General features: G+C 65.8%; 8 protein-coding genes, 1 tRNA gene and 1 pseudogene. 3 read left to right on the top strand and 7 right to left on the bottom strand.

Features of this window, described 5'->3' with window-relative positions; genetic code table 11:
• Positions 1-2: 2 nt before the first annotated feature.
• From ACX114_RS12825 to ACX114_RS12800, 6 genes are all read right to left on the bottom strand, one after another.
• On the bottom strand, positions 3-308 hold the full coding sequence (locus tag ACX114_RS12825; protein WP_459297978.1) for a hypothetical protein: 306 nt from the start codon (positions 306-308) through the stop codon (positions 3-5).
• A gap of 112 nt (positions 309-420) precedes the next feature.
• Positions 421-1908 carry a sigma 54-interacting transcriptional regulator gene (locus ACX114_RS12820; RefSeq protein WP_459297977.1) on the bottom strand — a complete coding sequence of 496 codons (1488 nt, stop codon included), beginning with the start codon at positions 1906-1908 and terminating at the stop codon, positions 421-423.
• On the bottom strand, positions 1905-3419 hold the full coding sequence (locus ACX114_RS12815; RefSeq protein ID WP_459297975.1) for a phospholipase D-like domain-containing protein: 1515 nt from the start codon (positions 3417-3419) through the stop codon (positions 1905-1907). The genes ACX114_RS12820 and ACX114_RS12815 overlap by 4 nt, the downstream gene beginning before the upstream one ends.
• A 48-nt stretch (positions 3420-3467) precedes the next feature.
• Complete coding sequence (locus tag ACX114_RS12810; RefSeq protein WP_459297973.1) at positions 3468-4631, bottom strand: hypothetical protein; 1164 nt, start codon at positions 4629-4631, stop codon at positions 3468-3470.
• Between the two features lie 3 nt (positions 4632-4634).
• On the bottom strand, positions 4635-6932 hold the full coding sequence (locus ACX114_RS12805; protein WP_459297971.1) for an AAA domain-containing protein: 2298 nt from the start codon (positions 6930-6932) through the stop codon (positions 4635-4637).
• A gap of 85 nt (positions 6933-7017) precedes the next feature.
• Positions 7018-7296 (bottom strand): hypothetical protein, encoded by a 279-nt coding sequence (locus tag ACX114_RS12800; protein ID WP_459297969.1) that lies wholly within the window; start codon positions 7294-7296, stop codon positions 7018-7020.
• A 300-nt stretch (positions 7297-7596) separates the two neighbouring features.
• Between ACX114_RS12800 and ACX114_RS12795 the strand changes: the two genes are divergently transcribed.
• Positions 7597-9300 (top strand): DUF262 domain-containing protein, encoded by a 1704-nt coding sequence (locus tag ACX114_RS12795; protein ID WP_459297967.1) that lies wholly within the window; start codon positions 7597-7599, stop codon positions 9298-9300.
• A 17-nt stretch (positions 9301-9317) separates the two neighbouring features.
• On the opposite strand, the gene ACX114_RS12790 is transcribed toward ACX114_RS12795, so the two are convergent.
• Positions 9318-9403, bottom strand: a tRNA-Leu gene (locus tag ACX114_RS12790).
• 95 nt (positions 9404-9498) lie between these two features.
• On the opposite strand from ACX114_RS12790, the pseudogene pabB reads away from it, so the two are divergent.
• Positions 9499-11638: pseudogene (gene pabB, locus ACX114_RS12785) on the top strand (aminodeoxychorismate synthase component I).
• Between the two features lie 170 nt (positions 11639-11808).
• A complete protein-coding gene (ffh, locus tag ACX114_RS12780) occupies positions 11809-13458 on the top strand; it encodes a signal recognition particle protein (protein ID WP_459297965.1) in 1650 nt (549 codons plus the stop codon).
• The last annotated feature ends 84 nt before the right edge of the window (positions 13459-13542 follow it).

Below are 13542 nucleotides of genomic sequence, written 5' to 3'. Positions count from 1 at the left end.
GCTCAATGCGGCCCAGCGTCCTTCGTGGCGGTGCTGAGCATCCGCACCGCCACGGAGCGGCACTGCGAACAGACAACCCCGGTGCGCTCCCAGTGCACCTGAGCCTCCAGCTCACCGGGGTCCGCGGAGCCCTCATCCAGGCGGCGGACCATCTCCGCGAGCACCTCCGCGGGATCGCCGTCCAGGTCATCCGAAGGGTCGAGCAGGTCCTGCTCCCCTTCCAACACCAGACTGAAGCGGTAGTACACGGCGTGAGCGGAGATGACGCGTCCGCACGTCGCACAGGTCTTGGGGCGTGGGCCGGTCATGGTCGTCCCTTCTACGAAGCCAGACAGGTGTGGGAAATCATCATACGCTCCTGGCATGAAGTCTGGATGAGCACTCCACCGTGGACTGTCGCATGGGGCGTTGACCGCGAGTTCATCCGGTGCGGTGCTTCCGCTGGCGAGGCACCGGCAGGAGCTCGGAAGCGGCGTCCTCACGCAAGGTCTTTTCGTCGCACTCCAGGGCCCGTGCCGCCTCCGCCCATGTTCCCCAGGTCGTCTTCGCCCACCGCGCCAGCCGCTGGCGGAAGTGAACAAGACGCGCATTGCGACTGCCATTGCCGAAGCTGTCGCCACCCGCCAGGGGGGCGGCCTGGGCCTTCCGCCAGTCCCCCAGGACCTGGTCCAAGGCCCTCTCTCCGTGGTCGGGCCACCAAGCCATCACCAGGAAGGCCAGTTTCTGGAGGTCGCGGAGGTTCCCATTCAGGGGCGCCGTGGCCAGGGAATCGAACAGAAGCCGACTGACAGGCGCGCTGTCCGGCAGCGTTCCATCCCGCCGCAGCGAGGACCATACGCGCTGCCAATCGTCGGGCAGGTCCTCCCGGCACTCGCGCAACGGCGGGATGCGGACGGTGAGCAATCCCAACCGGTCGAAGAGGTCCGCATCGAGCCGTTCGGAGAGCACCTCCAGGGGAAGGTTCGACGCACAAACGACATCGACGTCCGCTCCAGACTCCTGGTCCGCGCCCACGGGACGGTAGCGACGGCGGTTGTCCTGAAGCAGTCGAACCAGTTTGCGCTGAAGCGCCCTGGGCAGATCCTGGACTTCATCCAGGAAAAGCACCCCACCCTCCGCTTGCTTGATGAGTCCGTCCCTGTGCTTGTCTGCCCCCGTGAACGCGCCTCTCACGTGACCGAAGAGTTCGCTCTCCGCCATCCGCACGTCGGCGCCCTCGAGCGTGCCACAGGCGAGCGCAGTGAGGCGGCGCTGCTTGAGCGGAGCCAGATAGGTCTCCACCAGACTCGTCTTCCCCGTTCCCCGCTCTCCCATCACGAGGAGCGGAGCGCCCGGAATGCGCGAGTAGCGCCGGAGTAGCTCAAGCGCCTCGGTTCGGGCACGTGACTTCGGCTCGGGATCGTAAGCCGCGGCCGCGGATGCTTCGCGCTCCACCCGGCGGATCTCCCCCAGATAGGTGCGAACCTTGAACTCCACCGGCTCGATGCGCTTCAAATCCTTCCGCTTGTCAATCTGAGAGGACCAGAGCTGGGTCCCTGCGGGAAAGGCCCCCGCGGCATGCAGGATGAGCCAGACGGAATGCATGGCGGGTGTGCCCGGCGACACGTTGATGTGAAGCGCCGCACAGCCCCGGACACGAGGAAGGACCTCATCCCGCACCCGGGCGTAGACGGCCTCGTGACGCGTCGGATCCGCGAGGTCGACTCGCAGGATCTCGGACTCCGCATCGACGGTCTGCGCCTTCACGGCCGCATCCTGGAGCGGTGTTCCCCTCTCCACGAGGTAGAGCACGCGCCGGACACGAATCCTGCGATCACGAAGCAGGGTCAACGCGTTTCCGAGCACCTCCACGCCTCCGTTGAACGAATGCCAGGTCAGAAGGGTGGGTGTCGTCGCGGCTGCACTCATGGTCTCCTCACCACCACCGTGGCGCCATGCTCGCGCCCATAGGCAAGCGCGGCCTCCAGTTGCTCCGCTTTCGATATCGCTACGACGAGGCGTCCGCTGGTCTCCCTGAACAGCGGCGGTTCATGGGACACCTGCTGCTTCTTCTTGCCGGGCCTCCCCCCGGCCTTGTCCTCGCCGGTGACTTCCACCTCCCTGAGGACCTCGCGGGCCTTCGCGTCGAGCACTGGCGCCTCGATGGTCCAGTGCATGACGCTCCGGTGGAAGTACTTCCCTGGAACGGGAGCGGGCGGATTCGGAGCCGGGGCCTCCAGCTGACTGGCCGACTCCGCGACGACCCGTCCCAGGTCCATCTCCCGGGAGGCCTCCACGACGACCTTCTCGAAGAACTTCCCGGCACGCCACAGCTCCACGGAGCCATGAACGGTGCCAACCCGCAGATGGGTCTCCAGCCGGGCCTTCGCGCACACCGACCACGCGTTGAGCAACGAGGCCACCGCGTCCGCGCGAGGCCCCACCAATCTGACGCCCATTTCGAAGCCATCATCCATTCCGTGCGGCTCCAGGTTGGCGGAAGTCACCAGGGCCTCCCCCGCCTCGCTCCAGGCCACCTTCGCATGAAGCCACTGGAAGCCCAGGACCGTGGCGCCTGCTTCCCGGAGGGCAAGCAGGGCCGGCATCGCGGAAGGCCGGATGCGCGCGAGCACTGTCACACGCAGGCCCTGTTGTGCCCGCTGGATGATTCGCTGCACGACGGGGTGCTCCCGGGACCAGCCGAACGACGTCACGATGAGGTGGCCCCGAGCGCCATCCACGAGAGAGAGGAGTGCCTCGCGCAGTCCCGTATGCCCCAAAGCCGTGGCGACCACGCCGCCACGGGGCTCGGGCCTACGGGTCAGTCCGGGCGCCCGAACGGCCTCCAGCGCACCGGGCGTGGCCATCTCGTGTTCGGCCCCTTCCCAGAAGGCATATTGAAGCCAGTCGCGAACCTGGGCGCACTCTGACTCCTCCAGCCGGATGACCACCTCCTCGTTGCGCTCGAGCGCTTCCGACGTGAGGTTCGCCGTGAGCAGGTAGCCCTCGCCTGTGGGCGCGTCCACGAGCACCACCTTGGCGTGGAAGGACTTCGCCGTGCGGAACAGCACGTAGCCCGCAAGCTTGTTCAGCAGCGCCTTGTGCGCCTCGTATGTCTTGCGGTCGAACTCGGAATCCTCCCGGGGCTCCTTTTCGAGCCGGGCCTCGGCGGCGTTGAGGACATAGACGCGGACGCCTCGTCCGGAGCTGGCCACCTCGAGCAGGGCCCGCTGGATCTCCACGTCCGCGAGCAGAAAGCTGGACACCATCACGGTGCGCCGTGCGTTCCGGATGGCCTTGACGATGGAATCCGCCGCGACCCGGCCTCTTCCCGATGGGCAGACACCCTGGTTCCACCGCTCCGGCGCCGCGCCCGGGGTGCGTTCGGGCAACCAACCGTCGCCCAGGGGTTCGTCGAGGTGATCGAATTCGGCACTCATCGTCTTATGAAAAGGGGACATGGGATGTCTCAGGTTCGAAAGAGGGACTCACAGCGACCAGTCCAGTGGCGCCTGCAAATGCCAGTACTTGCGGCCCGGGCGGCCCCCCGAGGACCCAAGCAGGCTCACCGCCAACTGTTCCTGCGTCATGAGCTGGAGGCGGTAGCCGGCGAACGTCTCCTGCATCTCCGCGCACCGTCGGGCGAAGTCGTCCTTCGTCACGTACGACTGGACGCGATGGTCAAGCAACCAGTTCGCCCAGCGTGACGCGTCGATGTCCGTGGCAGGCCGGATTGGCACATGGGGCACCTGCACGCGGCCAAATGCTCCGTGCTGGGGATGTTTCCAACCATCGAAGGCGATGTGGCTCTTGAAGGTGCTGAGGTCCGTCTCCTCCAGGTGGTCGAACCGCACCGCCAGTGTTTGACCGTCCCAATCATGCGCACGTGAGCCAAGGCAGTAGCGCCACACCTCCTCGAAACCGGGCACTGGAGCATGAGGCAACTCAAGCTCGGTGCTCCGGCCGGCAACGTTTCCCTTCAAGCGAAGGGAAGTCGCCTGGTGAGGGGAAGCACACAGGGACAGTTCAACCCGGGCCTTGGACTCCAGGACCGGTTCCCCATTCGCCTCGATGTCGAGCATGGCGACGGCACGCCCGTCGCCCCAGCCGGGTTGCCCCTGGGTCTTGCAAACCTTCTGGACCCATTCGGGAAGCTGGACTGTGGCGCGCTTGTCTCGCGGCGCATCCTTCCTCACGAGTTCATCGAAGGCTGTTGGCTCCTGGAATGGCTCTATCCGCAGCAGGCTCACCCCCAGGGGAATCAGCGGATCCTCCGCCACCCAGAGGGTCCACGAGCCCCGCTCCGGGACGAAGACATCTCCCCCGTCCGCGACCCGGCGTCCCGCCTCCGTGAGTCTGGCGAGGGACTCTCCCCCACGAGGCCTCACGTCCCATGCGATGAGCCCCATCTGCTCGCACACGGCAAGCAGTCGCAACCCGACAGCATCGGGTCTGCCCCCCAACAGGTGTTCACACAGTGCGCGTGCCGAAAGCTGCCCGGAACGCGAGGCCGCCAGTTGGGTCACTGCCCTCAGCTCATCACGCCGCTGTGCGAACCCCACCTCTCCGACGACATGAAAGCATCGCACCGCGACGGTGCGCTCAAGGACGATGACCATCTGGCCATCAAGGCGATTCAAAACCCGAGTCATGGTTCACTCCTGGATGTCGTGAGTGGAGTCGAGCGCAGCGAGTTGCCGTAGCAACTCCGAACGCTTCTGACTGGCGAAATGCTCTTGCTTGCCAACGAGCAGCGTCTGGTAGCGGGCGCGGGTCAACGCGACGTTCAAGCGGTTGGGGCTGTCGAGGAACCCGATCCCCTTTGTTCGAGCAAAGGAGAGCAACACCAGATCGGCTTCGTGTCCCTGAAAGCGGTCGACCGTGCACAGGTTGATGACGACTCGCGCTTGTTCACGTCCACCGATGGAGAAGTGCTGGAAGCCTTTCGGCTGCGCCGTGAGCCTTCGAAGCATGGAGCGAAGGAGTCGCTCCTGGGCCCGGTAGAATGTCAGGACCGCCACCTCCCATGCCCGCTTCTCGGGGTGGGCGTGAACCCGAGTCCATTCCAGGAATCGTTTCAACTGACGTTCGAGTGCATTGCTCTCGAACTCGTTCCGGGTTCCATCAACACGGCATGCGACGTTGATCCACTGCATCCGCCCAGGCCATAACGGCTCGCGCCAGGCGCGGCGCTCGGCCATGTCCGGAGGGTCGACGAGGGCATGGCCGCGGTAGATGTGCTTCCGGGGGAAGCTGGAGATGTCAGGATGCATCCGGTGCTGGAATTCGAGCAGCACGTGACGCGAGTCGCGCGCGGCCGGTGGCAATCCGTCCGAAAGCGCGGTTCCCGACCGTTGTTTCTTGTGACGTCCGAAGCCCGACCAGAGCGACTCCAGGATGGACGGCAGGGCCACCCGCTGAACCCGCTGGATGGACTCCCGGACCTCGTCCGACCTGCTCTGCCCCGAAAGCGGCTTGGTGAATGCCAGGTCAAGGGCGGCCTCGGAAGGAAGGAGGTCTTCCAGGCCATGTGGCAGGCGCTCCGAACTCCCGATGCCCGGCCCCGAGCCTTCCAGTTGTCGCTTCTCGTAGGCGCGCGTCAGGCGCCAGGCGATCTCTCCGCCCCAGCTTCGCGCGTCCTCGCCATCGTGTCGGAACTGGATCCGCCGTCGGAGTCCGGAGAGCGCCGGTCCTCCGCCGCGCAGGACGGCTACGTCGAGCGGGAGCTGATGCTCATGGCGAAGGATGGCCCCTTCGCTTCCCACGACGACGCCTGCAGTCAGCAGGTCCCAGGGAGACACGGTCTGGCCACCGTCCAGATCGACAAGCGGGACCTTCCGGGACATCGCCTCGAAGCGATAGGAATCGCGGACGAGCGGATCCTCGGTGACCACGACCACAGCCCCACGCTCTCCGTGCTCGCCGAGGAGGGGGGCATGCAGGAAGGCGTTCACGTCGAAAGTGTCGAGCGCCGCGTCGCGAACGACCACCTTGGGCACCGCCGCGTCCAAGTTGGCCGCAAGGTGTTCCTCTTCGACATAGGGAGAAAGTTGTCGGGGATCCCCGACGAGGATCCACTTCCGGGCCAGCAGGGCCGGGACCAGAAACTCCTGAAAGGTCGTCTTGCTCGCCTCGTCGAGGATGAGAACGTCGAAGATGGGCGTGCGTCCCAGGTGTTCACTGCGAGAGCCCGCGCGAATGTCCGGGTGTTGCAGGATCCCGATCGTCGTCCCGCACACGACGTTGGCCGAGTCCAGGATGATGCGGTCGATGATTTCGTTACCGGGTCTCTGAAGCGCCTCGTAGAGCGTCTGCTGCGCGCGCGTCGGAAGGGGCTGCGATTTGAGCCAACGCAACAGCCCCTCACGTTCCGTCTTCCGCAATGAGTCAATCTGCCAGGGTTTGACGGTCTCGGAGATGTTCTTCCGGTCCCCGATGCGCACCGGAATCACCTCGTTCTGGAACGGCTGATGCGGATCCATCAGCTTCTCGATGACGTTGTCGACGGCGACATGCGTGGACGCGCAGATCAGCACCCGGTGTCCCCGGCGAAGCTCCTGAAGGATGAGTTCGCAGATGGTCGTCGTCTTGCCGGACCCCGGGGGCCCTTCGAGGATGCCCCAGTCCCGAGAGGCCAGGGCCATGCTGACGAACTGCCGCTGCGCCTCGGTTCCCGGGCGCAGCGCGGCCCCCGGCGCCGGAGCGCGAAGCAGGCACCATTCGTGCTCATCAAGCTGGATGCGTTCGGGCTCGGGCCACCTCACGTGCTCATGCGACTGGAAGAGATTCAGCAGGGGGCGGTGCTGCGGGTGGGGAGCGTTCTGGAGCGCCTGCACGGCTTCGCGCTGCTTTTGAAGCTGATAGGTATTGGGCCGGAGAAGGAGTTCGGCGGTTCGTGGCTTGCGGTCCAGACACAACCGCTGCCGGACGGGATCCCGGTCGATGACGCTCAACTGGGTCTCCTTCGAATAGTCGAACCGGCGAGCCTTTCCCTGGCGTGAGGGTTTTTCGAAGCGCTCGTGGACGCGTTCGGTGTGCTCATCCAGGAAGCGCCTTGAGGGCCTGATCCCCGCGCGAGGCGTCCTCATCAAGGTCATCAATCTCTACCCAGACTCCTGCTGTGCGCTCCGCAGGCTCCAGATCGTTGAGTTCCCCAAGCTCCAGGACGTGGCAGGAGACACGGAGGATGGCGTTCTCCTCCAAGTGATCAATGGACCTCTTGAGGTAGTCCGCAATGTCCTTGAGGCCATGGAAGACCTGCCGCAACGCCACCTCAGGGCGGTGCAGGTCCAGGTTCGCGTAATGCAGGAATGCCATCGCTGTCTTCCCCCTTCAGGGCTGAGTCCCCAAGCCCATGAGCAAGGGAAGTGCCATGGGACCCGTTCCCTCCGCCCAGAGAGAGCCTTGTCGAAATGACCATGGAAAGGAAAGGGTCTCTTCGCCCGGAACCGGGTCGTTTCACCCGCCCGGGTGATGTTGGGACGACCAACAGGCCAACGGTGGAGTGGGTGTCCGCTGCCCCTCCTCCTTTGGGGGATCGGCAGGCCCTTCGCTCCATCCTAGGATGCCGCTCCGGATCGCAGGAGAGCCGCTCTCGCCAGGAGGAAGTGACGTTCCATGAAGATGCCCAAGCACTCGCTGCGGAAGATCGTCGCCTTCCTCAACAACCCCGACGAGGACGGCGGCTTCTGGCTGCCCAACATCCAGCGGCCGTTTGTCTGGAATGAGGATCAGATCTGCCGGCTCTTCGACTCCATCTTGCGTGAGTACCCGATCAGCACGCTCCTGGTGTGGAAGACGCGCGCCCGCATCCGGCGGCGGAAGTTTATCGACAACTACCGGGAGGAGTTCAGCCACGAACTCAGCAAGTTCTACGTGCCCGAGGACGAGAGAAAGAAGTGCCTCGTCCTGGATGGGCAGCAGCGGCTTCAGAGTCTCTTCATTGGCCTGAGCGGCAGCTACGAAGGACGTGAGCTGTATCTGGACATCCTCAGCGGGCAACTCTCGGCGCCCGATGACGTGAAGTACCGGTTCAAGTTCATCCATGCCGCGGACGCGGTCTTCCCGTGGGTGAAGTTCAAGGACCTCGTGCACAGCACGAAGACTTCGTTGGTCGTCGCGCAGCAGATCATCAAGAAGGCGGATCGCCCCCTCACGGAGGACGAGGCGGAGCGCATCGCGGGGCACATCGCGCTCGTTTTCAAGACCTTCCACTCCGATGATGGCATCGCCTACCAGGAACTCGACAGCACCGAGAACGCGGACTTGTACACGGAGGAGGACGTCGTCGAGATCTTCATCCGCGCCAACTCAGGAGGAACGAAGCTCGGCAAGTCGGACCTCTTGTTCTCCCTTCTCACCTCCAGTTGGGACGAGGCCGATGCGCAGATGGAGGACGCTCTCGAGCAGCTCAACCGCTACGGATTCAAATTCACACGCGACTTCGTCTTGAAGACCTGCCTCACCCTGCTCGGTCAGGGGGCACGCTACGAGGTCGACAAGTTCCGCAAGCCCGGCGTGCGCGAGGCCATCGAGCAGAACTGGAACGAGATTACCGCAGCCATGCTCGACGTCCTCGACTTCGTACGAGGCAAGACTTTCATCCGGTGCGACAAGGCCATCCCCTCCTACCTGGCGCTCATTCCGCTCATCTACGCGCGCTATCACCACAAGCAAGCATTCCGTGGTGCCAGGAACGTCGACGCATTCCTCTTGCGTTCGCTCTTGGGCGGCGCATTCAACGGCACGCCCGACCAGATGATTGACGCGTTGGTTTCAGAAATAGATAAAACAAAGACTTTCGACACCGATGCGCTGTTCGGAGTGATGCGGGAGAAGGGCCGCAGCCCCGAGATCGCCCCGGAGCGTCTTTGGATGATGGGTTACGGCTCGGACAGCATCCACCTTCTGTTCAACCTCTGGTACCGCGGCTTCAACTACACCCCCGCCTTCGACAACAATCTTCCGCAGGTGGACCACATTTTCCCGCAGAGCCTCCTCCGGAAGGTGAAGAGCAAGAACCCGAGGACGGGACGACTCGACTTGGTGAAGTACCGGGAAGCGGACCGCAATCAACTCGCCAACTGCATGCTCCTCACGGCCGAGGAGAATGGAGCGGGCGGAAAGAGCGACGCGAGCCCAGAGGACTGGTTCAAGAACAAGTCCCCTGCCTATCTCGCGCTCCACCTCATTCCTGAAGACCCCGACCTGTGGAAGCTGGAGAACTTCGAACGCTTCCTGGAGGCCCGAAAGGAACTCCTCCTGGAGAAGCTTTCTCCGATGGTAGGAATCACGAGCGTCAGGGCAGAAGTGGCTGCCTGACTCCAACTTCAAGGAAGTGCACGAGCCGGGGATCGAACCCGGACGACCCTTGCGAGTCAGCGGATTTTAAGTCCGCTGCGTCTGCCAGTTCCGCCACTCGTGCGATAGAAGGAAAGATAGCAGACCCGGCAGCTCAAGCGAGGCGCCTGCGCACGCCCCCTTCATCGTTGGGTCGCCAAGTACGGCCGCCCGGCAGCCATGCTCGAACCGCCTCCGCGTCGCTCCGCCCACGGTAAGGTGCGCGCCGTGCGGCAGCGGACGCTCATCATCGACAACCACGACTCGTTCACGTTCAACCTCTTCCAGCTGCTGGCGGAGGTCGGAGGGACCGAGCCCCTCGTCGTGCGCAACGACGAGCGGTCGTGGCGGGAGCTGCGCGAGCTCGCGTTCGACAACATCGTCATCTCCCCGGTCCCGGGCGTCCCGACCACCCAGCGGACTTCGGCGTCTGCCGCGACGCGCTCCTTGAAGTGGACGTCCCCATCCTCGGCGTGTGCCTGGGGCATCAGGGCCTGGGCCACGTCCACGGAGCGCGCATTCAACACGCACCGGAGGTCATGCACGGACGGCTGAGCCCCGTGCGCCACACGGGGACGGACCTCTTCCAGGGCCTTCCGCAGGACTTCCAGGTGGTGCGCTACCACTCGCTCTGCCTCACCCGGCCCCTGCCCGAGGACCTGGAGGAAACCGCCTGGGCCCCCGACGGCGTTCTCATGGCCCTGCGCCACGCCTCGCTCCCCCGCTGGGGCGTCCAGTTCCATCCGGAGTCCATCGCCACCACTCACGGCCGTCAGCTCCTCGCCAATTTCGTCCGCCTGAGCCGCGAGCACCACGCTCCCAGTCGCCGCCCTGAAGCGCCCCAGGAGACAACACCCGTCCCTCCGCCTGGAGTCTTCCGGGTCCATCACCGGAAGCTGCGGCTCGAAGCCGACCCGGAGCAGGCCTTCGTCGCGCTCTTTGGAGCCAGGGACCCCGCCTTCTGGTTGGACAGCAGCCGCGTCGAGGCCGGCCTGTCCCGATTCTCCTTCATGGGGGACGCCACCGGCCCGCACAGCGCCGTCATCCACTACCAGGTGAAACCACGCCGGCTCACCGTGCGCCGGAGCCAGGGAACCGAGGAGCACGCCACCAGGCTGTTCGAGTTCCTCCAGCAGGAGCTGACGCGGCTGCGGGCGCCCCCCTCCGGGCTGCCCTTCGACTTCCAGGGCGGTTTCGTGGGCTCCCTCGGCTACGAGCTGAAGCACGACTGCGGCGCGAGCGCCCCGCATGCCTCACCGGATCCAGACGCCAGCCTCATCCTGGCGGACCGGCTGCTGGCCTGGGACCACCTCGAAGGCACGGTGTATCTCGTCGCGCTCGCCCCCGAACACGAGGCGGCCCAGGTCCAGGCTTGGTTCGACGCCACGGAATCCAGCCTGCGCGCCCTGCCCCCTCTGGCACCCCTCGATCCAGGCCCTGGAGCCCCCTTCCCTGTCCACCTCGCCCGCGACCGCCAGACCTACCTGGCCGACATTCAGCATTGCCTGGAACAGCTCCACGAAGGCGAGACCTACGAGGTCTGCCTCACGAACAAGCTCCTCGCCCGGACGCACGTCGAGCCCCTGGACCTGTACCGAAGCCTGCGCCGGCTGAACCCCGCCCCCTACGCCGCCTACCTCCGGATGGGCCCGCTGGGCATCGCCTGCTCCTCCCCCGAGCGCTTCCTGCGCGTGGACGCCGAGCGCTGGGTTGAGTCGAAGCCCATCAAGGGCACCCTGCGCCGCGGAGCCACCCCGGACGAGGACGACCGGCTGCGCCAACAACTGGGCTCCCAGGAGAAGGACCGGGCGGAGAACCTGATGATCGTGGACCTCGTGCGCAATGACCTCGGGCGCGTGTGCGAGGTGGGCTCGGTCCACGTCCCCCGGCTCATGCACGTGGAGTCCTATGCCACGGTGCACCAACTGGTGAGCACCATCCGGGGCCACCTGCGCCCGGGGCTCACCGCCGTGGACGCGGTGCGCGCCGCCTTCCCGGGGGGCTCCATGACGGGGACCCCAAGGAGCGCACGATGGAGCTCATCGACCGGCTGGAGGGGGAGGCCCGGGGGGTGTACTCGGGCGCCATCGGGTACCTCTCCGCCACCGGCGCGGCGGACCTGAACATCGTCATCCGCACGGCGGTGGTCCGGCCCGGCGAGGTGAGCATCGGGACGGGCGGAGCCATCGTGGCGCTCTCGGACCCGGCGGCCGAACTGGAGGAGATGCTCCTCAAATCGCGCGTGGTGCTGACGGCGCTGTCCACGGCGCTCGGGCGGCCGGACGGACTGCCCGAACCCGGAGCCGATTCCCGGGCCTGAACGGCGGCGGACCGGGCCCCAGGAGGGGGGTGGAAGGGCCTTCCGGGGAGGGGCTCCCGGGGCGGTGGCATCCCGGGTGGTGGGGAAAGTCCCTCGATTCCTCCACTGCTGGACGGCCGGGGCTTCCGTGACCGTCGCATCCGGCGGGACGCTGTTATAAAGCGCCCCCCATGCTTGAGACCGTCACCAAGGGCTTCCGGGCCGCCAAGAACCGCCTCGCCGGCAAGAGCGAACTCACCCCCGAGCTGGTGGACGAGTCGCTGCGAGACATCCGCGTCTCCCTGCTGGAGGCCGACGTCGCCTTCGACGTGGTGAAGAAGTTCGTCGCCCGCGTCCGCGAGAAGGCCGTGGGCGAAGTCGTGCAGACGTCCGTCACGGACGCGGGGGGCCAGAAGCGCAAGGTCAGCGCGATGGACCACTTCATCAAGATCTGCCACGACGAGCTGGAGGCCCTGATGGGCCCGGTGGACACGAGCCTCCACCTGAAGCCCAAGGGCCAGCTGTCCGGCATCATGATGGTGGGCCTCCAGGGCTCCGGTAAGACGACGACCACGGGCAAGCTCGCCAGCCGGCTCCTCGCGGAGGGGCGCAAGCCCCTGCTGGTCGCTGCGGACATCTACCGCCCGGCCGCCGTGGATCAGCTCAAGGTCCTGGGCGAGCGGCTGAAGGTCCCCGTCTACCACGAGCCCGGCGTGCAGCCGCCCGAGCTGGCGAAGCGGGGCTACGCGGCCGCGCGCGAGCAGAAGTGCGACGTGGTGCTCATCGACACGGCGGGCCGGCTCGCCATCGACGAGACGCTGATGACGGAGCTGGAGTCCATCAAGTCCAACGTGCAGCCGGACACCATCCTGCTCGTGTGCGACGCGATGATCGGCCAGGACTCGGTGCGCACGGCGGCCGAGTTCGACCGGCGCCTGACGCTGGACGGCTTCATCCTGACGAAGCTGGACGGTGACGCGCGCGGCGGCGCGGCGCTGTCCATCAAGGAGGTGACGGGCAAGCCCATCAAGTTCCTCGGCATGGGCGAGTCGATGGACAAGCTGGAGGAGTTCCGTCCGGAAGGCCTCGCGGGCCGCATCCTGGGCTTCGGCGACATCGTCGGCCTGATGAAGGACTTCGAGAAGGTCGTCGACGAGAAGAAGGCCGAGGACGACGCGCGCAAGCTGCTCTCCGGCCAGTTCTCGATGAAGGACTTCGTCGAGCAGATCCGCATGGTCCGCAAGATGGGCCCGCTGAAGGACCTGCTGGAGAAGTTCCCCCTCTTCGGCGACCTCACCGAGCACCTGAACCCGGACGAGAAGGAGCTCACCAAGATCGAGGCGATGTACGACTCGATGACGCAGAAAGAGCGCCTGCGTCCGGACATCATCAACGCCAGCCGCATCAACCGCATCTCCAAGGGCAGTGGCCGCAAGCCGGAGGAGGTGCGCGAGCTGCTGCAGAAGTTCGGGATGATGCAGCAGGTGATGGGCACCATCGGCCAGAACCCGGGCCTGCTGGGCCGCATCCCCGGCTTCAAGCAGTTGGGGCAGCTGAGCCAGATGAAGAACATGGACCTGGGCAGCATGCTCGGGAAGGACCCGAAGGCGCTGGAGAAGGCGATGGCGGGGATGGGGATGGGAGGCATGGGCGGCATGCCCATGCAGCTGCCGCAGATCGCCCCCGGCTACACGCCGCCCATGGGCCAGGCCGCGATGGCGAAGGCCCGCCTGATGGGCTACGCGCCCCCGTCCGTGAGCAAGCCGGACGACCGCGACGCCATCAAGGAGCGGCGCAAGAAGGAGAAGGAGAACAAGAAGAAGAACCGCAAGAAGAAGTAGTTCGCGGCCTTCGGAAGTCCCCCTGCCCGCGCGTCCCCACCGAAACCCGGGGGCGGCGGGCAGACGTGTTTCCAGGGCCGGACG

It is taken from the genome of Corallococcus sp. M7 (assembly GCF_054512695.1).
Note: the sequence above shows the minus strand (reverse complement) of the source record. Positions and strands in the feature narration are given on the sequence as shown.